This window comes from Arthrobacter sp. ISL-85 (genome assembly GCF_018613675.1).
In the GTDB taxonomy this organism is placed as follows: domain Bacteria; phylum Actinomycetota; class Actinomycetes; order Actinomycetales; family Micrococcaceae; genus Arthrobacter.
The window spans coordinates 1-22953 of sequence record NZ_JAGGPQ010000012.1; the positions used below are offsets into that span (position 1 = coordinate 1).

The following is a 22953-nucleotide window of genomic DNA, read 5'->3' on the forward strand; positions in this document are numbered from 1 at the left end:
TCACAGACCACCCGTCTGGCCGCCCCGGGCGCGGTCCTGGGTGAGGGGATCGTTTGCCATCGGATCATCGGCGAGGGCACGGTCACGGAGCGGATCGTCGGAGAGTTGGTTCCCTGACCAGGGTTCTTCAACGAGCTGGGGGCTGTCGAGGCCGCTGGCGGGACCCGCTGCCTCGGGGTAGCTGCTGCCAGGTGCGCCGCCGTCGTATCCGGCCGTGGTGGCAGCCGGGCCGGGGAGCTGGACCGGCGGCGGTGGAACAGTGCCGCCCGCCACAGGGTATGGCTGGGTGTACTGGTCACCGTAGGTGGTGCCCGAGTACTGGCCGGACAGGCCGGCCGCGCCGGTGCCGGTAGGGGTGGTGGAAGTTTCGGGTGCGCCTGCGGTGAGGCCGCGGGTGAGGCGTCCGGCCAGGACTCCGGCGCCGGCTGCGAGGAGCAGGAATGTTCCGGGACGGTTGCGCGCGAACCGCTGGACCTCGTTCAGCAGGTCTCCCGGCTCCCGGTTCTCCAGCCAGGACGCCACCGAGGAGGTGCGTTCGGCTGCCTGGCGGACCAAATCGCTGGCCATACCCTGCTGGTCCGGGGCCGTGGCCATGCTGTGCAGCTGGCTGGAAATGTTGCGGATGCCTTCAGCGGCCTTCTGCTGCTGCGTGCCGGCCTGGCTGGTCAGGCCTGACTTCGCCTGGTCCAGCAGGTCCTGCGCATTGGCCTTCGCCTCATGCGCCACGTTCGAGGCCTCTTCCTTCGCAGTCTGGGCCACATTTTGCGCGGACCCCGCTGCGGTACGGGCTACATCGGCTGCTTCTTCCTTCGCTGCGTCCTTACGCGAGGATCCAGAGGTTTCGCCGCCAGGGGCGTAGCCGGTCCCAGTGTCACTGCCATAGGGGCTTGCGGTTGCCGGGAAGGTGGCGGGCTCCCGCTCGCCCGGGATTCCTGTAGTGGCCGGCGGAGCCGTGTAAGCGGGATCCTCGGACCATTGGTTCTCTGTCATCTTCGCTCTCTCTTTCCAAGAAGGCCGGTTGTTGATCAAGAACCAGCATTACTGGCCGTAAAATGATAAGCATGGTTACTAATAAAAAGTAAGTACCCTTGCTAAGCGAGTTATAACCGTCCCAAAAAATGTCAGCCGGAAGGCGATGGCCTGCCCGGTCACAACGAAGTGGAAAGTGGTGGGAAACATGGATACAGCCCCATGGGTGTGGGTGGTCGTTGCTGTGGTTGTGGTGGTGCTGATCGTGCTGCTGCTCCTGGTTGGTGGAAGGCGCCGGAAGGCGATGCAGGAGAAGCGTGACCAGGAGCACCGGCAGAAGGCCGCCGAGATCCGGCGCGAAGCAGAGAACATGGAAATCGATGCCCGCGAGCGCGAGGCCAAGGCCACCCGGGCGCGTGCCGACGCGGAACAGGCCCAGGTTGATGCAGCGCGGTTGCAAAAAGAAGCTGAACAGCGCAGCCAGGAAGCGCAATCCCTGCGCGGGGATGTTGCCAGCCATGCCCGGAAGGCGGACGAGATCGACCCTGACGCCGGGCGGGACGGCGGCCGACGCCATGAAACCCCCGCCGGCCGCGACGCAGGGCACGTGGACGGCGGGCGTCTGGATGCCGGACATCCGGACGCCGGGCGCTCTGACGCCGGATACTCCGACGCCGGGCCTGGCCACGGTGCGCACTATGAAGCCTCCGCTCCGGGTGCCAATGCAGATGTCCCGGAGGCTGAGTCCGGACGGAGGCGCCAGGCTGATGCCCAGGACACCGCCGCGGAGCATGGTGTGCGTGACGAGCGTGGCGAAGGCGAGCAGCGCACCGGCATCTAAAGGCGCCGCAGGTAAACAAGCGCCGGCATCTGGACCCACCGACGCCTGGAGCTGCGAGGCTGCGCCGCAGCCCGGCCGGCAGCGGTTCCTTTAGCGGTGGCGGCGCGGCTTCAGAACGGGGGAAGGGGTAACCCCTTCCCCCGTTCCCATGCCAGCGAGCAGTTCCTTGACGGCGTCAACAGAGGACACTTTCGGTTGCCAGGCCAAAATGCGTTCCGCGCGGCTGGTGTCCATGATGGGCGCACCGGCAGCCATCTCCACCCATCCTGAATCAGTGGGCTGCAGCCGTGCCCGCCATGTCACATCCGCAACTGCGTGGAGCAGGCGCATGGGGATGGGGAGGATTCTCTTGGCGCCAAGGATGCGCCCCAGTTCCTGCGGCGTCAGGACGGGTTCCGCCGCGATATTGAAGGCTCCGCTGGCCCGCTGGTCCACGACCCGCCAGTAGGCCTCTGCCACATCGTCCGCATGCACCGCTTGGAAAATCAGGTTGTCCGGTGCCGGCAGTATCGGCAGCCAGGGTTTGGCCGGAACCAGCCGGGGAAGGATGCGGCCCAGGAAGTACCTGCCGATTTCAGCCCCTGCATGTTTCTGGAAGATGAGCGCCGGCCGCAGCCTGGCGACGGCGATGCCTGGGTTTGCGGCCGCGAAACCGTCCAGCAGCTTTTCCTGCTCGGCTTTGTGCCGGCTGTAGTGTGAGCCGGCCATTCCTTCCGCCGGCCAGGACTCGTCCCTGCGCTGGTCTTTGCCGGACTTGCTGTAGGCCCCCACGGAGGATGCACAGACCACTTGTTTGACTCCTGCGCGGGCGGCGGCGTCCAGGACGTTCCTGGTTCCCGTGACGTTGGTCCGGTGCAGGAGGTCCAGATCATGGTTCGGCTGGATCTGCCACGCTAGGTGAACCACTGCATCAACCCCGGTGAGCGCCTCTTCCAACAGGGGCATGTCCCGCTCCAGGCCCACATCCATGGTGTGCCACTGTATGCCCCGGTAGGGATCCTGGGACGTGTCGGGAAGCCTCCGGCTGATTCCAACCAGCTCCAGGCTTCCGGGCCTTCCGGCCAGGTGGCCCTGCAGGTTGCGCAGCAGTGCTGTTCCCGCGTTTCCGCTGGCTCCGGTGATGGCTATGCGCATGACAAAGACTCCTTGGCGGATTGGTCCGGTTGCCGTCTACCTTCCGAGCTTATAGCGGAGGAGGATTGTTTTATAAGCAAGCTTATGATTTGCTGCTTCTAAGTCTTGCCGCAGGCTTTCGGAACCAGACCGAGGGAAACCAACACTCATGCCCGAATCCTTTGCCGCCGCACCAGCTGTGGACGCTGCCCCTGTCCACCAACTGACGGTACCCGTAGAACAACAATCTCCTCCAGCCACCTCAGGGCGGCTCCGGGAGACATTCGAAAACGACCTGGTCCTCAGGTACCTGGACCTCGCCGAAGCTCTCGCTGCCCGCTTTGAAGCCCGCGGCAGGGAGCGGGCCGACCTGAACCAGGTGGCCTACCTGGGCCTGGTGAAGGCAGCGCGTGGGTTCGACCAGGCCAAGGGGGAGAGTTTCCCTGCCTACGCTGCGCCCACCATTACCGGCGAACTCAAGAGGTACCTCCGCGACCGGACATGGGTTGTCCGTCCGCCGCGCCATATCCAGGACCTGAGGACACGGCTGTTCCGGGCAGAACCAGAGTTGACCCAATCGCTGGGCAGGAACCCCAGCGTTGCGGAGCTGGCCGGCGAGCTGGGGAGTGACCCGGCTGAAGTGCAGGAGGCTATTTCCGCGTCCAGCAGCATGCACCCGGACTCCCTCGACGCCGTGAACCCGAACTCGGATGCGCCCTCCATCGGCGAGGTGCTGGCCTGCCCGGAAACTCCGCTGGAACGGCTTGAAGAGCTTGCCTGCCTCCGCGACGCCATGCAGGACCTGGACGATTCGGACCGCGAGCTCCTGTACCGGCGCTATTTCTGCGAGGAGACACAGGTGCAGCTGGGGAAGCGGCTGGGAATGTCCCAGATGCAGGTATCCCGCCGCCTGGCCAAGGTGCTGGTGGAACTGCAGCGCAGGCTGGAAGAAAGCGCGCAGCTCGGGAGCCCGGAAGACGCCGCCGGAAACGGAACACCAGACCGCGTTGGACGGTCAGGCCACCCGGCCAGCCCCGTTGCGCCGTTCCACCGGACCGGGAGGGCCGGACATCCCGGCACTGCCGGCCAGCGCGCGGACCGGCTCCACGGCGGTACCGGGACCCGGTAGCAGCCCTGCTGCAAGGCGCAACACAAATCCCTATCTTGCCTGTTCAGGAGGGCGCCAGCACGCCCCTGCCGCAGCCGAAAAGCCCGTGTCCTTGTTTAGGAGCAGCAGCAGGAGGGAACAGGTTGTTTATGGGAAGCTCTGAAATGTCCAAGCTCCGGGCTGTCCTGTTCGACCGGGACGGGACCCTGGTGATCGATGTGCCCTACAACGGGGACCCCGGCAAGGTAAGGCCCGTGGCCGGTGCCAAAGCGGTGCTGGACGGCCTGCGGGCGGATGGAATCGCCACCGGCGTGATCAGCAACCAGTCGGGCATTGCCCGCGGCCTGATTACGGCCGAAGACGTGGAGAAAGTCAATGCCCGGGTGGAGGAACTCCTGGGACCGTTCGATGTGTGGGAGGTCTGCCCCCACGCGGAGCAGGACGGCTGCTCCTGCCGCAAACCCGCCCCCGGCATGGTCCACAGCGCCTGCCGCAAACTGGGGATCCACGAATCGGAGGCCGCCCTCATCGGGGATATCGGTGCAGATGTGGGAGCTGCCGAGGCTGCCGGTGCCACCGGAGTCCTGGTCCCCACCCCCGTGACCCGTGCCGAGGAGGTGGCCGCGGCGCGGCTGGTTGCCTCCGACCTGGCGTCCGCCGTCGGCCTGCTGCAGGAGGCGCCCTGATGGGCCGCGTCCTGGTGGCCCGGCTGGACAGCATGGGCGATGTCCTTCTGGCCGGCCCTGCCGTCCGCGCCGTGGCCAGTGGCCGCGCCCAGCATGGCGGCAGCACCAACCGCGTGGTGATGCTGTGCGGCAGGCAGGGTGAGGCCGCAGCCGCCATGCTCCCCGGCGTCGACGACGTTTACAGCTGGGACAGCCCCTGGATCATGAACCCCGCACCCCGGATGACAGGCCCGCATGCCGACCGGCTGATCGAATACGTCCGCAATTCCCGCATCACAGAAGCCGTCATCCTCACCTCCTTCCACCAATCGCCCCTGCCGCTGGCCCTGTTGCTGCGCCTGGCGGGAGTGGAGCGCATCACCGGCGCCTCCACGGACTACGCCGGCTCGCTGCTTGACGTGCGCTTGAAACCCGGGGAGGACTTTCCCGAAGACCAGCCGGAAGCGGAACGGGCGCTGGGCATCGCCGAGGCTGCAGGCTTCCGGCTCCCCGCGGGCGATGACGGAAAGCTGCGCGTCAAGTCCGTGGCCGAGGTGTCAGCACTCGTGGGCACGGAGCCCTACGTTGTGGTCCACCCCGGCGCGGCCGTCCCTGCCAGGGCGTGGCCCCCTCTGCACCATGCTGCCGCCGTCGAACTCCTCCAGGGTGCCGGGTACCGCGTGGTGGTCACCGGCGGTCCCGGCGAGAAGTCGCTGACGGCCACGGTGGCCGGCCCCTCCGCCCTGGACCTCGGCGGCCGTACCGACCTTGCCACCATGGCGGGCGTCATGGCCGGGGCCGATGCCGTGGTCAGCGGCAACACCGGACCGGCCCATCTGGCGGCCGCGGTGGGTACACCGGTAGCGTGCCTCTTTTCCCCCGTGGTCCCGGCGATCCGCTGGGCGCCCTACGGGGTGCCCCTGGAACTCCTCGGGGACCAGAATGCTCCCTGCCGCATGTCCCGCGCCAGGGACTGCCCGGTTCCGGGCCACCCGTGCCTCGACTCGGTTTCGCCGGAGGAAGTGGTGGCGGCGGTGGATCGCCTGATTAGCGGAGTGAGCTCCTTCAGCACGCACGTCAGCACCCGTAGAAAGGCCCGCAACAGATGAGAATCCTGCTCTGGCATGTCCACGGTTCCTGGACGGACGCTTTTGTCCGCGGCCGTCACGAATACCTGCTTCCCGTCCTGCCCGGAGGTGGGGCCTGGGGACTGGGCCGCGCCGGCAGGGACTGGCCGGACTCCGCGCGGGAGGTGGACCTGGCGACGCTCGACGCCGACGCCGTGGACGCCGTCGTCCTCCAACGGCCCGAAGAAATCGACGAAGTGGCGCGGACCCTGGGCCGCATGCCCGGCGTCGACCTGCCCGCCGTGTTCGTCGAGCACAACACGCCCAAAGGAAATTTCCCCAACATCAGGCACCCCCTCGCGGACCAAAGCAGCATCCCTGTTGTCCACGTGACGCATTTCAACCGGCTGGCCTGGGATAGCGGTTCTGCCCCCACCGTGGTGATCGAGCACGGGATCCCGGACCCGGGGCAGCTTTACACCGGCGAGCTGCCCGAACTGGGTGTGGTGGTCAACGAGCCCGTGCGGCGTGGCCGGGTCACAGGGACGGACCTCCTGCCCGCCTTCGCCTCCGTGGCGCCGCTGCAGGTGTTCGGCATGAAAACCGACGGGCTCGCCGCCGCCACCGGCATGGACCCTGCGCGGCTCACCGCCAGGGGCGACCTGAAAACACGCGACCTGCACCGCGAGCTTGCCCGCTGCCGGGTCTACGTCCATCCGATGCGCTGGACCTCCCTGGGGCTGTCCCTCCTGGAGGCCATGCACCTGGGGATGCCCGTGGTGGTGCTTGCCGCCACGGAGGCCCCAAGGGCAGTGCCGCAGGAAGCCGGCATTGTTTCGGCAGATATCGACGAACTGCTCCGTTGCGCGGAGCGGCTGGTCGCCAATCCGGATGAAGCCCGACGGCGGGGACTCGCCGCCCGGGAAGCGGCGCTGGAGCGTTACGGCCTGGGCAAGTTCCAGGACCACTGGGATGGGCTCCTGGCGGATCTGCGGAGCCGGCCCCGGCACTCCGCCAACGAACGGCCGGACGAGCGGATCCTCGTTCCGGCGCGGGAGAGGAAGACCCCATGAAGATCGCCATGATTTCCGAGCACGCCAGTCCGCTGGCCGCACTGGGCGGGGTGGATGCCGGCGGCCAGAACGTCCACGTTGCCGCGCTGTCCGAGGCGCTTGCCCAGCGGGGCCACCACGTCACCGTCTATACCCGCAGGGACGCGACGGAGCTTCCCGAACGGGTCCGGGTGGGACGACGCCTGGAGGTGGTCCACGTGGACGCCGGACCGGCCCGCCATGTGCCCAAGGACGAGCTGCTGCCCTACATGGGTGAACTCGCGGACGGAGTGGCCAGGGACTGGGGGCAGCGGCCGCCGGATGTGGTCCACGGCCACTTCTGGATGTCCGGCCTGGCCGCGCTGGACGCTGCCAGGCGGCCCGACACCGGATACCGCGTGCCCATGCTGCAGACGTTCCACGCCTTGGGAACCGTCAAGCGGAGGCACCAGGGTGCCGGGGACACCAGCCCGGAGGAACGCCGCTGGCTGGAACCGGGTGTGGGACGCTCCGCGGACCGGATCATCGCCACGTGTTCCGATGAAGTTTTCGAACTTAAGGCCATGGGCATCGCCACCGGAAAGATCTCGATCGCGCCCTGCGGTGTGGACCTCGACTTCTTTTCGCCGGAGGGGCCGGTGGCCGCAAGGAAGCGCCGCTACCGCATCCTCTCGGTGGGGCGGCTGGTGCCGCGCAAGGGCGTTGACCTGGTAATCCGCGCCCTCCCATACCTCAAGGCGGCAGGGTTTGAGGACGTCGAACTCCTGATCGTGGGCGGTGGGGGCGATTCCGACGTGATGCATGCCGACCCGGAAATCCGCCGCCTGCTGGACCTTGCCGCCGAACTCGGCGTGTCCGAACAGGTGACCCTGCAGGGCCAGGTGTCCCGGGCTGAAATGCCCGGCATTTTCCGCAGCGCCGACGCAGTGGTGTGCGCGCCCTGGTACGAGCCCTTCGGCATTGTGCCGCTGGAGGCCATGGCCTGCGGTGTGCCCGTGGTGGCCGCCGCAGTGGGCGGGCTCCGGGACACCGTGGTGGACCACGCCACCGGCCTGCACGTGCCACCCCGGGACCCGGAAGCCATTGCCTCGGCACTGTCGCTGCTGCTGGAAAACCCCGCACTCAGGGCAAAGCTGGGCCAGGCAGGAGAGCGGCGTGCCCGCACCCGATACTCCTGGGACCGGGTGGCCGCGGAAACGGAAAAGGCCTACCAGCAGGCTGTGGCCGGGGCGCCGGCCCGCGCTGCGGCCGGAATCGTTCCGATGGAAGGAGCCGCACTGTGACCGCTGAATCGTCCCTGCGCGAAGCAGACCTGCGCACCTTGACCGCAACCCCGGCGTTGCCTGCCGTGCTGCCCGGCGCCACGTTCGTTGATCCTGCGAGCGCCGACGCTGTCCGCACCCACCTGGACAATGTGCTTCCGGCGCTCGACTCACTGCGCAGCCAGTCCGGCCGGCTCGCCTCCTGGGGTGTGGAGCTGGCCCAGCGGCTGCTGCGGGGCCAGCGGCTCCTGGCGGCGGGCAACGGTGGCTCCGCCGCGGAGGCTCAGCACCTGACCGCGGAACTGGTGGGCCGGTTCGACAGCGAGCGGGTCCCGTTCTCCGCGATCTCCCTGCACGCCGAATCGTCAGCCATGACGGCCATCGCCAATGACTACGGCTACGACGACGTCTTTGCCCGCCAGGTGCGCGCGCACGGCCGGTCCGGGGACGTGCTCATGCTGCTGTCCACCAGTGGCAAGAGCCCCAACCTGCTGCGGGCCGCAGAAGTTGCCTCGCGGCTCAACGTGACCACCTGGGCGCTCACGGGCTCCGGACCCAACCCGTTGGCGGACGCCTGCGATGAGGCCGTGATGATCGATGCCTTGAACGCCAATGCCCAGGAAGGGCACCTGATCGCCCTGCATGCCGTCTGCCGCGCCTTTGACCTTGAGGTTGCCCGGCACACTCCATCCCTGGTCCCCGGGCTGGCGAGAGGGGGCAGGCCATGAGGATCGTGGTGGTGGGTGACGTCATGCTCGACGTCGACCTCTCCGGTGAAGCCACCCGGCTCAGCCCAGACGCTCCCGTTCCAGTCGTGGACGTTTCGGACGTCCGCCGCCGCGCGGGCGGGGCGGGCCTGGTGGCGCGAATGCTGGCCCAGGACGGCTGGCCCGTCACCCTGGTGACAGTCCTGGGGGATGACGACGCCGGCAGCCAGCTGCGCGGGCACCTCGCCGGAGTGCAGCTCGTGGCGGGGACCAGCGGCTACGCCTCACCGGTCAAGACCCGGGTCCGCGCGGGCTCCCATCCGGTAGTCCGCTTTGACCAGGGCTGCGAAAGGACTCCGGTCCCGGACGTCAGCCCGGCCATGCTGTGCGCGGTGGAAAAAGCGGGTGTGGTCATCGTGGCCGACTACGGCAGGGGACTGGCCGCCAACCCCCAGCTGCGGGAGCTGCTGGGCCGGCTCGCCGGTGACGTTCCCATCGTGTGGGACCCGCACCCCTCAGGCCCGGAGCCGGTGCCCGGCGTTGCCGTGGTGACACCGAACTTTTCCGAAGCATCCAAGGCGGTTCAGGCCGCCGTCGGCACCGTGCCCGCATCGGCAGACGGGGTGGCGGAGATCCTGCTGGAGCGGTGGCACAGCCAGGCCGTCCTGGTGACCAAGGGCGAGGAGGGGGCTGTCCTTCTGCAGCGGGGGGAAAAGGCTGCCCGTGCCGTTCCCGCTCCACGGGTGGAAGCAGGGGACCCCTGCGGGGCGGGCGACCGCCTGGCAGCCAGCCTGGCCGTGCATCTCCTGGCCGGCCGCGACCTGCCCGAGGCGGCAGCCCTCGCAGTGCATGATGCCGCTGATTTCCTGGCCGCCGGAGGGGTTTCGTCGCTGCCTGATACTCAAGGGAACGGCTCCGCCCCGGAAGTCCATGCGGCTGAACCGGCACGGGGCCGGCGCACCACCGAACCGCTGCTGCTGGCGCGTTCCGTTCGCGAAAGCGGCGGAAAGGTGGTGGCCACCGGTGGCTGCTTCGACCTGATCCACGCCGGCCATATCAGGTCCCTCGCCGCCGCCAGGGAACTGGGGGACTGCCTCATCGTGTGCCTGAACTCGGATGACTCGGTGCGGCGGCTCAAAGGCCCGCAGCGTCCCATCATCGGCCAGCACGACAGGGCGGAACTGCTGCTTGCCATGGAATGCGTGGACGCGGTGATGGTCTTCGACGAGGACACCCCCGAAGCTGTGCTGGACCGGCTCCGCCCCGATATCTGGGTCAAAGGCGGCGACTACAAGGGTGCGCGCCTGCCTGAGGCGGACCTGGTGGAGAGCTGGGGCGGCCGCTGCCTCACCGTACCGTTCCACCCCGCCCGCTCGACCACTGGCCTGGCGGACGCACTCGCCAAGGTCAGCTGAACCCGCTTACCCCTCGAATTTGTTTTCCCCATTGAAAGGAACACCATGACTGCAGAATCAACTGCAACTGCCGCCACCACGCCCGGACGCGTCCTGGTCACCGGAGGTGCCTCCGGACTGGGGGCCGCCGTCGTCGAAGCCGTTCTTCGCTCAGGCGGCACCCCCGTGGTCCTGGACCGCGACATCAGCAGCGTCTCCGGCGTGAAGGCCTTCGAAGTGGACGTTGCGGACCGCGCCGCGGTGGAGCACGCAGTCCGGGAAGCCGCGGAGACCCTGGGCGGCCTGGACGCCGTGGTCACCGCCGCCGGGATCGACCGCTGCGGAAAACTCGCCGACGTCGAAGCCACCGAGTGGGAAAAGGTCATCGGGGTCAACCTGATGGGCACGGTTTCCGTGGTGCGCGCCGCCCTCCCTTACCTAAAGGAAACCCACGGCCGCGTGGTGACGGTGGCCTCCACCCTGGGCAAGCGTGCCGTGGCGGATGCCACCGCGTACTGCGCCTCCAAGTTCGGCGTGGTGGGGTTCAGCCACGCGCTGGCCGCGGAAACCGGCGGGGAAATCGGTGTGACCACCATGATCCCGGGCGGCATGAAGACCCGGTTCTTCGATGACCGGACCGAGCAGTACAAGCCACAGGACGATTCCCGGCTCAATGATCCGGCCAACACCGCGCAGGCCATCCTGTTCGCCCTGAACCAGCCCACAGGCTGCGAGGTCAGGGAAATGCTGATCTGCCACGAGGAAGAGGGTTCCTGGCCCTAAGCCGGGAACCGGCCACCACCCCCTGATGGCGCAGCAGCACCACCAGCACCGACATACCAGCACCGAAAGGCGGGAGGAACACCATGCCCACCACAGCCACTGAAACAACCGCAGGCAACGAAACAGTCGAGGGCGCCGGCATCACCATCCAGGACCCGCGAACAGGTGAAGTGCTCTGGACCGTGCCCGAAGCGGGGCCACAGGCAGTGCAGGATGCCGTGGACGTAGCCCGCAGGGCTGCCTCCGGCTGGGCGGCAACCGCTCCGGCCGAACGCGGCGCGGCGCTCCGGGCCGCCGCCAAGGCGCTGGATGCCGCCGCCCAGGAGCTCGCAGGGCTGAACGCCAGCGAAACCGGGCGGCCGGAGAATGAGGCGCTGGCCGGCATTGCCGCCGCCGTTTCCACCCTGGAGCAATATGCCGAGCTGGGCCCGGTGCACCGCGGCCACAGCCTCCGCGGCAGCCGGCTCGCGTCCGATTACACCGTTGCGGAACCGCGCGGCGTAGCTGTCCTGCTGACCCCTTGGAATGACCCGGTGGCAGTAGCTTGCGGCTTGATCGGTGCCGCACTGGTGACGGGCAACGCGGTCATCCACAAACCCAGCGAGCGCTGCCCCCGGCTGGGGGAGGCGCTGGGCGAGGTCCTGGCACCGGCTTTCCCGGCCGGGGTCTTCCTGACCTTGTCCGGTGGCGCGGAGGTGGGGGCGGTTCTGTCGCAGGCAGCGGTGGACGTGATCGCGCACGTGGGGTCCAGCGCCTCCGGTGCCCGGATTGCCCAGGCGGGGGCACTGACCGGGGCGCACGTCATCCGCGAAAACGGTGGCAATGATCCCCTGCTGGTGGACCGCGACGTGGATCCGGCGTGGGCCGCGGAGCAGGCCGCGATCGGTGCCTTCAGCAACAGCGGCCAGATCTGCACCGCGGTGGAGCGGATCTATGTACACAAAGACATTGCCACGAAGTTTTCCAGGGCACTGGAAGCGGAGGCCGCGCTCCGGAACAGCAACGGCACCGTGGCGCCGCTGGTGGACCTGCGGATGCGGGACGCCGTCCACGCGCACGTTTCCGACGCCCTGGCACAGGGTGCCCGGGCCGTGGAGGGCGGTGCCGTTCCGGACGGGCCGGGCTCGTTCTACCCCGCCACCGTCCTGCTCAACTGCACCGAAAAAATGGAGGTGATGACCGAGGAGACGTTCGGCCCGGTTGCACCGGTCCAGGTGGTGGACACGTTCGACGACGGCCTGCGCCTGGCATGCAGCGGCAGGTACGGCCTCGCAGCCACCGTCCTGAGCAGCAACATTGCGCACATCCAGCAGGCCGTGGCCGCGCTGCCGGTGGGAACCGTGAAGGTTAATGCGGTCTTTGGCGGCGCCCCCGGCGGCGCAGCCCAGCCGCGCGGCGAGAGCGGCGCGGGGTTTGGCTACGGGCCGGAACTCCTGGACGAGTTCAGCCAGGTCAAGGTGGTGCACATTGCTGCTCCACCGGCACCCGCCGGCTCCGGAACGGAAAGCGAAATCAGCCTCGATGAACAGGACTTGTCATGAGCGGGTCCCCGGACTCCATTGACCTCTCCACCCAGCGGGCACTGTCCGACTGGCTGCCCGGCAGGCTGGCCGCGGAACAGCCCTCCATCCTGGTGATCGGCGACGTCATGCTCGATGGCTGGTGGAGCGGCAGCATCGAACGGCTGTGCCGGGAAGCCCCTGCGCCAGTGGTGGATATCCAGTCCCGGGAGTCGGTCCCCGGCGGGGCGGCCAACACCGCCATGAACCTGGCGGCCCTGGGGGCAAAGGTGTCCGTGGCCGGAATCATCGGCACTGATGACGCCGGCGAGGAACTGCGCCGGCAGCTGGCGGCTGCAGGCATCGATGTCCAGCACCTGCTGTCGCACCCGGACATGGTCACCACCACCAAGATCCGGATCAGCAGCGGCGGCCAGGTGATGCTGCGCCTCGATGACTCGGCCACGGCTGTCCCGGCCGATGCCCTGGACGCGCTCGCCGCCTCGGTGCGGGCCGCCGTCGAACGCCGGGACGCTGTCCTGGTATGTGATTACGGGACCGGCGTGGTGGCGGACCCCGTCCGCGCAGCACTGGTCGACGTATGTGGAAGTGCCGCCGCAGGAAAGGACCGGCCACTGGTGGTGGTTGACGCCCACGACCCACGCGAATGGGCCGCCCTGCAGCCTGACCTGGTGACCCCGAATGCGCTGGAAACCGCGCGGCTGCTGGACCGCAAGCTGCCGGAGGGCCAGGAACGGGTGGAAGCCGTGGGCGGCGCTGGGGAGGCTTTGCTGAAGGGTACCGGCGCCCGGGCCGTGGTGGTCACCCTGGACCGGGACGGCACCGTCCTGTTGACGCCCGACGGCGTGCGGCACCGGACGTGGGCCCGGCCGGCCGCGGAGAAGCAGGCGTCCGGGGCAGGCGACACCTTCGTGGCGGCCCTGACGCTGGCCCGCGCCGCCGGACTGCCGCTGACGGCCAGCCTGGACCTGGCCCAGGCGGCCGCCGACGTGGTGGTCCACCAGCCGGGCACGTCGGTCTGCAGCACGGCCCAGCTCAGCAGGTACCTGGAGGCCTTCGCTGATACTGCGCTGAGCGAGGACGAACTGGAGCGGCAGATGGAGCTGCACCGCGCCCAGGGCCAACGGATCGTGCTCACCAACGGCTGCTTCGACGTACTGCACAGTGGCCACACCAGGTACCTCAACCAAGCCAAACAGCTGGGCGACATCCTGGTGGTGGCGCTGAACAGCGATGATTCCGTCCGTCGGCTCAAGGGCGCGGGCCGGCCCATCAACAACATGGCGGACCGGGCAGCGGTGGTGGCCGCATTGAGTTGCGTGGACTACGTGACGGTGTTCGACACCCCCACGGCCGCGCCGTTGATCCGCCGGCTCCGGCCCGAGGTCTACGCCAAGGGCGGGGACTACACACCCGAAATGCTGGCGGAGACCCCGGCGGTGGAGGAGTACGGCGGCCGCGTGGCCATCCTTGACTACGTGGCTGAACGGTCCACTACCGCAGTGGTGAACCGGATCCGGGACGGTCAGGGGGCAGCCAGCCCGGTCAACTAGGGCTGGTCAATTAGGGTTGATGCATGACTGAAGCGGGGCACGGGTAATGGGCAAACGCGGAAAGTCAGCAGGCAGGGCGGCCCGCCCCGCAGCCGGGGTGGTTGAGGTGCCCAAGGGAGCCGTGGTGAACGGCCCCGTGGAGGGCGTGTACTACATCGACACCGGTGACTGCGAGCTCATCGCGGACCAGGACAATTCCACCGGTTGGCTCCTGAAAATCAACGGCGTCATGAGCTCGCACATCGACCTCGCCGATCCGCTGTTTCTGGACTTCGAGTACATGCGGTGGATGGCGGCGCTCATCGAGTCCCGCTGGCCGCCGTCGGACACGTCTTCGGCGAAGCTGCGCGGGCTGCAGGAACACAAGCTGCGCGGGCTGCACCTGGGCGGCGGCGCCTGCTCCATGGCCCGCTACTTTTCCGCTGCCTACCCGGAGGCGCGGCAGGTGGTGGTGGAGCTGGACGGGAAGCTTGCCGAGTACGTCCGTGGCTGGTTCGACCTTCCCAAGGCGCCGCTGCTGCGGATCCGCGTGGGGGAGGCCCGGGGGGTGACCGAAACCCTCACCGCCCAGACCCGGGACTTCATTATCCGCGACGTCTTCGCAGGCGCCCTGACCCCCAGGCCCCTGACTACCGCTGAGTTCAACCAGCATGTGAAACGGGTACTGGCCCCCGGAGGGCTGTACGTTGCCAACTCAGGGGACGCCCCGGACCTGAAAAACGCCCGGGAGGATGCCGCCACCATCGCGGCCGCCTTCAAGCACACGGTGATCATCGCCGATCCCGCCATGCTGAAAGGCCGGCGGTACGGCAACATGGTCATGGCCGGCAGCGACGTACCCTTCGCGGACGATCCCCAGCTGCGGCGCCGGCTCCTGGGCGGGGCCGTTCCGGCACACCTCTGGGACGACGCCCAGGTCCGCGCATTCGCGGCCGGAGCCCCGGTACGCCACGACCCCGCCCCGGCCCCATCGACTGCTGGGTAACTGCCGTTTTGGAAGGTCAAAACGGCAGTTACGGAGCAGTCGATGAGGACTAGTCCTTGCCCAGGAGCGCGGCGCGGTGCTCGGCCATCCGTTCCCGGAGGGCCTCTACGACGGCGGCCACCGCGGGGCGGCGCAGCGAGTCCGGGCGCAGGACCATCCAGTAGGGGAGCAGTTCGCCGATTTTGTCGGGCAGCAGGCGGACCAGGTCATCGTGGAGGTCGGCCATGAAGCAGGGCAGGAACCCGACGCCCGCGCCGGCCCTGGTGGCCTCGACATGGACGAACACGTTGGTGGAGGTCAGCCCTTCCCGCATGGCCGGCACCAGCCGCCGCGGCGCGTCGAGATCGTCCACCTGCAGCATTGAGTCCACGAAGTAGACCAGCGGGTGCCCGTTGAGTTCAGCCACGGTGGCGGGCGTCCCGTGCTCCGCAAGGTAGTCGCGGGAGGCGTACATGCCCAGGCGGTATTCGCCCAGCCGGATGGCCTCCGCGCGGTGCACCTGCGGCTCGCCCACCACCACCTCGATGTCCAGCCCGGAGCGTTGCTGCAGGGCCCGGCGGGTCATGGTCACCACCTCCACGCCCAGGCCGGGGTGGTCCCGGCGCAGCCGCGCCACAGCAGGAGCGGCAATGTAGGCGCTGAAGCCATCCGTCGCGGTCATGCGTACGACGCCGGCAATCGGGTCGGGTGCCTGGCCGGCGGGTCCCAGCGTGCCCAGCACCGCCTCCACCTGCTCCGCCGCCCGCACGGCGCGTTCACCCAGTTCCGTGACCTCCCAGCCGCCCGCGGCGCGGGACAGGACCCTGCCGCCAAGCGACTTCTCCAGTGCGGCGATCCTGCGCGAGACCGTGGTGTGGTTCAAGCCCAGGGCCTGGGCCGCCGTCGTAAACCTGGCGGAGCGAGACACCGCGAGGAGGACCAGCAGGTCATCGGGGTTCGCATTCATATCTGCAATTGTGCACACAACGGGTGCCTCTTTGGTCATTGAAGGACAGGAATTGTGCAGCAATACTCATCTGAGTCACTTGTGCTGGAGATCACAGCACGTGTCAACGTGGACACTGAGGAGAACCATGAGTAATGAGCAAAGCCGGGCACACGACGCCGGGCATGCACCCAAGGGATCGGGACTGAAGAGGATTGTTGCCGCCTCCATGGTGGGTACGGTGGTGGAATGGTATGAGTTCTTCCTGTACGCCACCGCGGCCACGCTGGTCTTCGGCAAGTACTTCTTCCCCGCCACAGGCAACGATCTGGACGGAATCATCCAGGCCTTCCTGACCTATGCCGTGGGCTTCATCGCACGCCCGCTGGGCGGCATCGTGTTCGGCCAGATCGGCGACAAGCTGGGCCGCAAGCCCACGCTGCAGCTCACCATCGTCATCATCGGCATCTCCACGTTCCTGATGGGCTGCCTCCCAGGCTTCGCCGACATCGGCTACCTTGCGCCGGCACTGCTGGTGGCCCTGCGGTTCATCCAGGGCTTCGCGCTGGGCGGCGAATGGGGCGGCGCTGTGCTCCTGGTTGCCGAACACAGCCCGAACAAGACCCGCGCCTTCTGGTCCAGCTGGCCGCAGGCCGCCGTGCCGGTGGGCAACCTCCTGGCAACGCTGGTGCTCTACATCATGTCCACCACCCTCAGCAGCGAGGCCTTCCTCGGCTGGGGCTGGCGGGTGGCCTTCTGGCTCTCCGCCGTGATCGTCTTCGTGGGTTACTACATCCGCACCAACGTCAGTGAGTCACCCATCTTCCTCGAAGCCAAGGAACTGGTGGAGAAGGAGCAGGCCGTCAGCTACGGCGTCTTCGAGGTCCTCCGCAAGTACCCTAAGGGCATCTTCCAGGCCATGGGCCTGCGGTTCGCGGAAAACATCATGTACTACCTGGTGGTCAGCTTCGCGATTGTGTACCTCAAGAGTGTGCAGAAGTATGACACCTCTTCGCTGCTGCTGGCGCTGCTGATAGCGCACGTGGTCCACTTCGCCATCATCCCGCAGTACGGCCGCCTGGCGGACCGGATCGGCCGCAAGCCCGTCTACCTGGCCGGCGCCATTTTGGGCGCCACCTGGCCGTTCTTCGCCTTCCCGATGTTCGATACGCGCAACGCCGTGGTGATCGTCCTCGCCGTGACCATTGGCCTGTGCCTGCACGGCCTCATGTATGCGGGGCAGCCGGCCATCATGGCTGAGATGTTCCCCACCCGCATGCGGTACTCCGGAGCATCCCTCGGCTCGCAGGTCACGTCCATCTTTGCCGGTTCGCTGGCGCCGCTGCTGGCCACCCAGTGGCTGAAGGACACCGGATCATGGGTGCCCACGGCCATTTACCTGGTCATTGCCTGCGCCATCACAGTGGTGGCCGTGCTAAGCCTGAAGGAAACCAAGGGTATTGCCCTGGAGGACGTGGACAAGGAAGACGCTGCCCGCGAGGGCCTGCTCACCGCTGGACAGCGTTGACCTGGCTGTTGGGCTGAGTCAGCCGTTGGACTGTTTGGGTGCACGAAGGAGAACTGCAATGGACAACACGTTGAATGGACGCAAGGCACTGGTCACCGGTGGTGCCAGTGGAATCGGGGCCGCCTGCGTACGCGCACTTGCGGCGCGGGGAGCGAAGGTGGTGGTGGCCGACGTCGACTCGGCCGCCGCTGCGGCCCTCGCCGATGAGGTGGGTGGGAGCGCCTGGGGAGTGGACCTGCTGGACGTTGACGCCCTGGCCACCCTGAGCCTGGACTGCGACATCCTGGTCAACAACGCGGGGATCCAGCGCATCAGCCCCATCGAGGAGTTCGATCCGGCGGACTTCCGGCGGATTATCACCCTGATGCTGGAGGCTCCGTTCCTGCTCATCCGGGCCGCCTTGCCGCACATGTACGCCAACAAGTTCGGCCGCGTCATCAATCTGTCCTCGGTGCACGGCATCCGGGCCTCTCCGTTCAAGAGTGCGTACGTCTCCGCCAAGCACGGCCTGGAAGGGCTGAGCAAGGTGACGGCGCTTGAAGGGGGTCCGCACGGTGTCACTTCGAACTGCATCAACCCCGGGTACGTGCGTACGCCCCTGGTGGAGAAGCAACTCGCGGACCAGGCCAAGGTGCACGGAATCCCTGAGTCCGAGGTCCTGGCCAAGGTGATGCTCACCGAATCCGCCATCAAGCGCCTGGTGGAACCGGACGAAGTGGCCTCCCTGGTGGCCTGGCTGGCATCCGCGGATGCCGGGATGGTGACCGGCGCCAGCTACACCATGGACGGCGGCTGGTCCGCCCGCTAACACGCTAGTCCAAGGGCTTGACCAGCCGGTGGTCGAAAAAGAAGACACCGTACGTGGTCTTCACTCCCACCGACCGGCGGTCCTGCCACACGACGACCCCTTCGCGCCTGCCGCTGAAGGGGTCGTCGCCGATGACCGTGTCCCCCACCCGGTAAGGGCAGCGGGGGCTGAAAACCGTCAATGTCCGGCCGAACGCCCCGGCAAGGACAGTGCCGAGGCTGACGGGCCGGCCCATGCCGGAAAGATCCTGTACATAGTCCCTGGCCATGTGACCAACTCCTCCAAGCGGCAGCCTGCCGCCTGCTAACGGTGCTGGTTGGCGGAATGCTCCCAGCAGAGGATGGTCCTCCCATTCCGGCCGCCACCGTACGCCCACGCTAGGCGCTGTTCACATAAGCCACACCAGTAACAGGTACTCAACTTCCAACGCCTGTACTACTTGGCTTTTTCGGTCCCGTTGATGATCTCGTCTGCATTGTCGAATGCCCAGGCCACCAGCGGCACCAGGAGCGCGCTTAACTCGTAGCCCCGCTCCGTGAGGCTGTAGTCCACCCGTGGCGGGATGACGGGCTGCGCATTCCTGCTGACCAGTCCGTCGCGCTCCAGCGTCTTCAGCGTCTGCGCCAGCATCTTCTCGCTGATGCCCTCGGCCCGGCGTCGCAGGTCGCTCCACCGCTGTTCACCCTCGGACAGGGCAATCAGGATCAGCACACCCCATTTGCTGGTGATGTGGTCCAGCAGGGCCCGGCTGGGGCATCCGGCGGGAAACACGCCGTCGGCAAAGGCAAGGGGGAGGGGAGTTGCTTGCATGGTCCCAGCTTACCTAAAGGTCAGTACCTTACTTTAAAGTGCGTACTCACTTTTGGGAAGTTTCGGGGAAGGGGCATGGTTGTTTCCCCTGACAGAGCAAAAAATCCCGAAAGGAATCATCGTGAGCATCGTTGTTACAGGCGCCACCGGACAGCTGGGCCGCCACGTCATTGAGGCCCTCCTGGAGCGCGGAGTGCAGGCCGGGGATATCGTCGCGGCCGGCCGGTCCGTGGACAAGCTCGCGGACTTCGCCGCCCGCGGGGTGCGCGTACAGCCCATGGACTATGCCGACGCCGGTTCGGTGGCCACTGCCCTGAAGGGCGCCACGCGGGTGCTGCTGATCTCCGGCAGCGAGGTGGGCCGGCGGGTGGACCAGCACCACACCGTGATCGATGCCGCCAAGGCCGAAGGCGTGGAGCTGCTGGCCTACACCAGCATCGCCAACGCGGACACCACCGGTATGAAGCTGGCCGACGAGCACAAGGCCACCGAGGAGCTGCTGCGCGAGTCCGGGGTACCCTTCGTGCTGCTGCGCAATGGCTGGTACCTGGAAAACTACACGGAGCAGCTGCCTGGAACGCTCGCCCAGGGTGCCGTCGCGGGCAGCGCCGGCGAGGGCAAGGTCAGCGGGGCCTCACGGGGTGACTACGCCCATGCCGCCGCCGCAGTGCTGGTCGCCGAGGGCCAGGCCGGCAAGGTTTACGAGCTCGGCGGCGATGAGGCCTTCAGCATGGCGGAGCTCGTGGCGGAGATCAGTGCGGCCGCCGGAAAGACCATCAGCTACAACGATCTGTCCGCCGAGGAATACGCGGGGCTGCTCGCGTCCGTGGGCGTGCCGGAGGCTTTCGCGGAAATCCTGGCGGATTCGGACCTGGGCATTGCGCGCGGCGACCTCCTGGTCAGCACCGGCGACCTCCAGAGGCTGATCGGGCGCCCGACGACGACACTGGGCCAGGCGGTCCGGGCCGCCGTCGCGTCCGCATAGCCAGTAAAACGGCGAGGTGCCCGGCCCCTTTGGGGGACCGGGCACCTTCCACTTTCAACCTGCAGGGCGGGCGGGGCCTACCCGCCGCTGCGGGCGGTCCCTACCACCGGCAGCGGTGACGTTTCGTCCGCAAGCTGGGCCCGGCGTCGGCCGTCACCTTTGATCCACAGCCTGTAAGCCAGGACCAGCAGCCCCAACCACGCCGCGCCAACGTACAGCGCGATCCGGGTGTCCTCGAAGGCGCCCAGCACGGCGATCACCAGCGCCATGAACGCGATGGTGAGGACCGATGCCGCCGGCCACCACGGTGAGGGGAATTCCGACGCCGGCAGGCCCTTGCGTGCGATTTCCCGCTTCATTGCCACATGGGACGCGAGGATCATCACCCACACCCAGACGGTGGCGAAGGTGGCGATGGAGGCGATCACCAGGAACACATCCTCCGGAATGACTGCGTTGAGGACCACGCCCACCAGCAGGATCCCGGCCATCATGACCACGGTCATCCACGGGACGCCGTGCCGGGAGACCTTGCCGAAAGCGGCCGGTGCATGGCCCTGGTTGGAGAGCCCGAAGAGGATGCGCCCGGCGCCGAAGATGTCGCTGTTGATGGCGGAAAGCGCGGCCGTGATCACCACTGCGTTGAGGATATGCGGTGCCGCGGGGATGCCCAGGCTGCTGAAGATCTGCACGAACGGGCTGCCGCTGGTGCCCACCTGGTCCCACGGGAAGAGGCTCATGAGGACGCCCAGGGTAAGGACGTAGAACAGCAGTACGCGGACCGGAACAGTGTTGACGGCCTTGGGGATGACCTTCTTGGGGTCTGCTGCTTCACCGGCCGTGATGCCCAGGGTCTCGATCCCGCCGAAGGCGAACATCACCACGGCGAAGGATGCCAGCAGGCCTTCGAAGCCGTTCGGGAAGAGGCCGCCATGCTCCACGAGGTTGCCAAGGCCCGGCGCCACCGTGGAATCAGCGGCCTGGAAACCAAACACGATAATGGCGGCGCCGCCGGCGATCATGGCGATGATCGCGGCGACCTTGATCAGTGAGAACCAGAACTCGAGCTCGCCGAAGACCTTGACGCTGAGCAGGTTCAGCGCGGCCAGGAAGCAGATGACGGCGAGAATCCAGATCCAGCGGTCCACCTGCGGGAACCAGAAGCCCATGTAGATACTGAACGCGGTGACATCGGCGATCGCGACGATCGCCATCTCGAAAACATAGGTCCAGCCGGTGACGAAGCCGGCAAGGGGGCCAAGGTAGCGGCTCGCGTACTGGCTGAAGGAGCCGGACACCGGATGCCGCACCGCCATCTCGCCGAGGGCCCGCATCACCATGAACACGGCCGCGCCGCCGATGATGTAGGCCAGCAGGACGGCAGGTCCTGCCTTTTGGATCGCCGAAGCGGAGCCGTAAAAGAGGCCGGTGCCAATTGCCGATCCCAGTGCCATGAACCGGATGTGCCGGACGTTCAGGCCCCTGTTGAGGACCTGTCCGACGGCGGCAGTTGGGGTCCGCTGTCCGGCCGGACTTTCGGCCCGGGTGGGGGTTGGTGCTGCTTGCATACAGATACCTTCTCGTCTTTGGGAGGGGAGCCGCTAACCAGCAGACCATTTCCGCGGGCGCCGTGATGAGGCTCACGCCGGCTTGGTGTCTTTCATTCCAGACTGTGGGCAGGACATTTTCCGCGGCGCAGGTTCCTTTTCGCTACGGGTATTTCCGGTGCGGGTAGGAGCCTGCGCAGCGAAATGTGGACGACGGCGGCCGTGGGGTTACCGACCTCTGCACTGGACCGCCCTGCTATGTCTGGTATTGGAGACATCGCACCTCGCGATCGGTCGCGTTGGGTACTGCCGAAGGCGCAAGCTGGAGTACGGGATACCGGACAGAGCCAACCAGAAAGACCCTCTTAGCCCATGAGCACCGCATCAAGCCCCGAACCACGAAACACCGAAGCATCAGGCACCGAAACTCCGGCCCCCCGGGCCGCGGCCAAGGCGTCGTCAAAGGTTCCTGCCGCGGAAAACACCCTGCGCATCCTCAAGCTCCTGGCATCGCGCCGGGGGCCTATGGCAGCGTCGCAGATCGCGTCCAGCCTGGACCTGCCGCGGTCCAGCGTCTACCACCTCCTTGGTGTGATGGAGGCCAACGGCTTCGTGCTCCACCTCCACGAGGAGCAGCGGTACGGGCTGGGGATCAGCGCCTTCGAACTCAGTTCCGCGTACTCCCGGCAGGAGCCCCTGTCGCGTCTGGGCCGCCCCCTGCTCGCGAGCCTGGTGGACGCGATCGGCGAGAGTGCGCACCTTGCCGTGCTCCATGGCCGGGACGTGCTCTACATCGTGGAGGAACGGGCCAAGAACCGCCCATCCCTGGTGACCGACGTCGGCGTCCGCCTTCCCAGCCACCTCACGGCCAGCGGCCGGGCCATCCTGGCGGCCCTGCCCAAATCGCAGGTCCGCGCGCTCTACCCGAATGCCGCGGCCTTCAGTGCACGGCATGAGGTGGAGGGCGCCATCATGAAGTACTCGGCGCTCTCCTCGCACCTGGACCAGGTGAGGCAGCGCGGCTACGCCACAGAGCACGGAGAAGTCACGCCCGGATTCGGCTCCATCGCCGCCGCCGTCACGGACCATCTGGGCTGGCCCACGGCGGCCGTCGCGGTCACCTTCCTGGAAGACAAGCTGGCCCCGGAAGAATGGCCGGTGCTGGCTGCCCGGGTCCAGAAGGTGGCTGACGAACTCTCGGTCCGGATCCACGGACGTCCGGTCAAATAACCGCCCGCCACATAACCCCCAACCCGCGTCTGGCATCCCGGACAGCGAGCCCGCAAAAGCCCTGTGAAGCGCGTTCCCAAAGGGCTTTATTGGAAACAGAA

Annotated in this window: 22 protein-coding genes; 16 read left to right on the forward strand and 6 right to left on the reverse strand. The window is 67.5% G+C overall.

The window, feature by feature from the left end:
• Positions 1-990, reverse strand: a complete 990-nt coding sequence (locus tag J7I84_RS09580) for a hypothetical protein (RefSeq protein ID WP_214943904.1) — start codon at positions 988-990, stop codon at positions 1-3.
• A gap of 187 nt (positions 991-1177) precedes the next feature.
• On the opposite strand from J7I84_RS09580, the gene ccmD reads away from it, so the two are divergent.
• On the forward strand, positions 1178-1810 hold the full coding sequence (gene ccmD / locus J7I84_RS09585) for a heme exporter protein CcmD (RefSeq protein ID WP_214943906.1): 633 nt from the start codon (positions 1178-1180) through the stop codon (positions 1808-1810).
• Positions 1811-1900: 90 nt separating this feature from the next.
• Here the strand turns inward: ccmD and J7I84_RS09590 are convergent, their stop codons facing one another.
• Entirely contained in the window at positions 1901-2944 is a 1044-nt protein-coding gene (locus J7I84_RS09590; RefSeq protein ID WP_214943908.1) for an NAD-dependent epimerase/dehydratase family protein, read from the reverse strand.
• Positions 2945-3092: 148 nt separating this feature from the next.
• On the opposite strand from J7I84_RS09590, the gene J7I84_RS09595 reads away from it, so the two are divergent.
• From J7I84_RS09595 to J7I84_RS09645, 11 genes are all read left to right on the forward strand, one after another.
• Positions 3093-4052, forward strand: coding sequence for a sigma-70 family RNA polymerase sigma factor (locus J7I84_RS09595; protein ID WP_214943910.1), 960 nt, complete (start codon positions 3093-3095; stop codon positions 4050-4052).
• Positions 4053-4180: 128 nt separating this feature from the next.
• Positions 4181-4717 carry an HAD-IIIA family hydrolase gene (locus J7I84_RS09600; RefSeq protein ID WP_214943912.1) on the forward strand — a complete coding sequence of 179 codons (537 nt, stop codon included), beginning with the start codon at positions 4181-4183 and terminating at the stop codon, positions 4715-4717.
• The gene (locus J7I84_RS09605; RefSeq protein ID WP_214943914.1) at positions 4717-5805 is read left to right on the forward strand and encodes a glycosyltransferase family 9 protein; all 1089 of its coding nucleotides are present in this window, start codon (positions 4717-4719) and stop codon (positions 5803-5805) included. The genes J7I84_RS09600 and J7I84_RS09605 overlap by 1 nt, the downstream gene beginning before the upstream one ends.
• Positions 5802-6836 carry a glycosyltransferase gene (locus tag J7I84_RS09610; protein WP_214943916.1) on the forward strand — a complete coding sequence of 345 codons (1035 nt, stop codon included), beginning with the start codon at positions 5802-5804 and terminating at the stop codon, positions 6834-6836. Before J7I84_RS09605 ends, J7I84_RS09610 begins: the two co-directional genes overlap by 4 nt.
• Positions 6833-8098, forward strand: a complete 1266-nt coding sequence (locus tag J7I84_RS09615; protein ID WP_214943918.1) for a glycosyltransferase — start codon at positions 6833-6835, stop codon at positions 8096-8098. Before J7I84_RS09610 ends, J7I84_RS09615 begins: the two co-directional genes overlap by 4 nt.
• Complete coding sequence (locus J7I84_RS09620; RefSeq protein WP_214943920.1) at positions 8095-8805, forward strand: SIS domain-containing protein; 711 nt, start codon at positions 8095-8097, stop codon at positions 8803-8805. The genes J7I84_RS09615 and J7I84_RS09620 overlap by 4 nt, the downstream gene beginning before the upstream one ends.
• Positions 8802-10199, forward strand: coding sequence for a D-glycero-beta-D-manno-heptose 1-phosphate adenylyltransferase (gene rfaE2, locus J7I84_RS09625; protein ID WP_214943922.1), 1398 nt, complete (start codon positions 8802-8804; stop codon positions 10197-10199). The genes J7I84_RS09620 and rfaE2 (J7I84_RS09625) overlap by 4 nt, the downstream gene beginning before the upstream one ends.
• A 45-nt stretch (positions 10200-10244) precedes the next feature.
• Entirely contained in the window at positions 10245-10961 is a 717-nt protein-coding gene (locus J7I84_RS09630; protein WP_214943923.1) for an SDR family oxidoreductase, read from the forward strand.
• An 83-nt stretch (positions 10962-11044) separates the two neighbouring features.
• The gene (locus tag J7I84_RS09635) at positions 11045-12502 is read left to right on the forward strand and encodes an aldehyde dehydrogenase (RefSeq protein WP_214943925.1); all 1458 of its coding nucleotides are present in this window, start codon (positions 11045-11047) and stop codon (positions 12500-12502) included.
• Positions 12499-14034, forward strand: a complete 1536-nt coding sequence (gene rfaE2 / locus J7I84_RS09640) for a D-glycero-beta-D-manno-heptose 1-phosphate adenylyltransferase (RefSeq protein ID WP_214943927.1) — start codon at positions 12499-12501, stop codon at positions 14032-14034. The genes J7I84_RS09635 and rfaE2 (J7I84_RS09640) overlap by 4 nt, the downstream gene beginning before the upstream one ends.
• 46 nt (positions 14035-14080) lie before the next feature.
• A complete protein-coding gene (locus J7I84_RS09645) occupies positions 14081-15019 on the forward strand; it encodes a spermidine synthase (protein WP_214943929.1) in 939 nt (312 codons plus the stop codon).
• Between the two features lie 49 nt (positions 15020-15068).
• On the opposite strand, the gene J7I84_RS09650 is transcribed toward J7I84_RS09645, so the two are convergent.
• Complete coding sequence (locus tag J7I84_RS09650) at positions 15069-15965, reverse strand: LysR family transcriptional regulator (protein WP_214943931.1); 897 nt, start codon at positions 15963-15965, stop codon at positions 15069-15071.
• Positions 15966-16092: 127 nt separating this feature from the next.
• Between J7I84_RS09650 and J7I84_RS09655 the strand changes: the two genes are divergently transcribed.
• Complete coding sequence (locus J7I84_RS09655) at positions 16093-17472, forward strand: MFS transporter (RefSeq protein WP_214943933.1); 1380 nt, start codon at positions 16093-16095, stop codon at positions 17470-17472.
• 58 nt (positions 17473-17530) lie between these two features.
• Positions 17531-18280 (forward strand): 3-hydroxybutyrate dehydrogenase, encoded by a 750-nt coding sequence (locus J7I84_RS09660; RefSeq protein WP_214943935.1) that lies wholly within the window; start codon positions 17531-17533, stop codon positions 18278-18280.
• A gap of 4 nt (positions 18281-18284) precedes the next feature.
• On the opposite strand, the gene J7I84_RS09665 is transcribed toward J7I84_RS09660, so the two are convergent.
• Complete coding sequence (locus J7I84_RS09665) at positions 18285-18548, reverse strand: hypothetical protein (protein ID WP_214943937.1); 264 nt, start codon at positions 18546-18548, stop codon at positions 18285-18287.
• A gap of 167 nt (positions 18549-18715) precedes the next feature.
• Positions 18716-19090, reverse strand: a complete 375-nt coding sequence (locus J7I84_RS09670) for a helix-turn-helix domain-containing protein (protein WP_214943939.1) — start codon at positions 19088-19090, stop codon at positions 18716-18718.
• Positions 19091-19211: 121 nt separating this feature from the next.
• Between J7I84_RS09670 and J7I84_RS09675 the strand changes: the two genes are divergently transcribed.
• A complete protein-coding gene (locus J7I84_RS09675; protein WP_214943941.1) occupies positions 19212-20075 on the forward strand; it encodes an SDR family oxidoreductase in 864 nt (287 codons plus the stop codon).
• Between the two features lie 77 nt (positions 20076-20152).
• Here J7I84_RS09675 and J7I84_RS09680 read toward each other — a convergent pair whose 3' ends face one another.
• Positions 20153-21643 carry an amino acid permease gene (locus J7I84_RS09680; protein ID WP_214943943.1) on the reverse strand — a complete coding sequence of 497 codons (1491 nt, stop codon included), beginning with the start codon at positions 21641-21643 and terminating at the stop codon, positions 20153-20155.
• Positions 21644-21994: 351 nt separating this feature from the next.
• Between J7I84_RS09680 and J7I84_RS09685 the strand changes: the two genes are divergently transcribed.
• On the forward strand, positions 21995-22852 hold the full coding sequence (locus tag J7I84_RS09685; protein WP_214943945.1) for an IclR family transcriptional regulator: 858 nt from the start codon (positions 21995-21997) through the stop codon (positions 22850-22852).
• Positions 22853-22953 lie beyond the last annotated feature (101 nt).

Excerpts from the sequence above, each read along its gene's own strand:
- J7I84_RS09580 (WP_214943904.1), bottom strand. The coding sequence starts at position 990 with ATGACAGAGAACCAATGGTCCGAGGATCCCGCTTACACGGCTCCGCCG.
- J7I84_RS09595 (WP_214943910.1), top strand. The coding sequence starts at position 3,093 with ATGCCCGAATCCTTTGCCGCCGCACCAGCTGTGGACGCTGCCCCTGTC.
- J7I84_RS09600 (WP_214943912.1), top strand. The coding sequence starts at position 4,181 with ATGGGAAGCTCTGAAATGTCCAAGCTCCGGGCTGTCCTGTTCGACCGG.
- J7I84_RS09655 (WP_214943933.1), top strand. The coding sequence starts at position 16,093 with ATGAGTAATGAGCAAAGCCGGGCACACGACGCCGGGCATGCACCCAAG.
- J7I84_RS09635 (WP_214943925.1), top strand. The coding sequence starts at position 11,045 with ATGCCCACCACAGCCACTGAAACAACCGCAGGCAACGAAACAGTCGAG.
- J7I84_RS09670 (WP_214943939.1), bottom strand. The coding sequence starts at position 19,090 with ATGCAAGCAACTCCCCTCCCCCTTGCCTTTGCCGACGGCGTGTTTCCC.
- rfaE2 (WP_214943927.1), top strand. The coding sequence starts at position 12,499 with ATGAGCGGGTCCCCGGACTCCATTGACCTCTCCACCCAGCGGGCACTG.
- J7I84_RS09615 (WP_214943918.1), top strand. The coding sequence starts at position 6,833 with ATGAAGATCGCCATGATTTCCGAGCACGCCAGTCCGCTGGCCGCACTG.
- J7I84_RS09630 (WP_214943923.1), top strand. The coding sequence starts at position 10,245 with ATGACTGCAGAATCAACTGCAACTGCCGCCACCACGCCCGGACGCGTC.
- J7I84_RS09650 (WP_214943931.1), bottom strand. The coding sequence starts at position 15,965 with ATGAATGCGAACCCCGATGACCTGCTGGTCCTCCTCGCGGTGTCTCGC.
- J7I84_RS09645 (WP_214943929.1), top strand. The coding sequence starts at position 14,081 with ATGGGCAAACGCGGAAAGTCAGCAGGCAGGGCGGCCCGCCCCGCAGCC.
- J7I84_RS09605 (WP_214943914.1), top strand. The coding sequence starts at position 4,717 with ATGGGCCGCGTCCTGGTGGCCCGGCTGGACAGCATGGGCGATGTCCTT.
- J7I84_RS09610 (WP_214943916.1), top strand. The coding sequence starts at position 5,802 with ATGAGAATCCTGCTCTGGCATGTCCACGGTTCCTGGACGGACGCTTTT.
- J7I84_RS09660 (WP_214943935.1), top strand. The coding sequence starts at position 17,531 with ATGGACAACACGTTGAATGGACGCAAGGCACTGGTCACCGGTGGTGCC.
- ccmD (WP_214943906.1), top strand. The coding sequence starts at position 1,178 with ATGGATACAGCCCCATGGGTGTGGGTGGTCGTTGCTGTGGTTGTGGTG.
- J7I84_RS09680 (WP_214943943.1), bottom strand. The coding sequence starts at position 21,643 with ATGCAAGCAGCACCAACCCCCACCCGGGCCGAAAGTCCGGCCGGACAG.
- J7I84_RS09590 (WP_214943908.1), bottom strand. The coding sequence starts at position 2,944 with ATGCGCATAGCCATCACCGGAGCCAGCGGAAACGCGGGAACAGCACTG.
- J7I84_RS09665 (WP_214943937.1), bottom strand. The coding sequence starts at position 18,548 with ATGGCCAGGGACTATGTACAGGATCTTTCCGGCATGGGCCGGCCCGTC.
- J7I84_RS09685 (WP_214943945.1), top strand. The coding sequence starts at position 21,995 with ATGAGCACCGCATCAAGCCCCGAACCACGAAACACCGAAGCATCAGGC.
- rfaE2 (WP_214943922.1), top strand. The coding sequence starts at position 8,802 with ATGAGGATCGTGGTGGTGGGTGACGTCATGCTCGACGTCGACCTCTCC.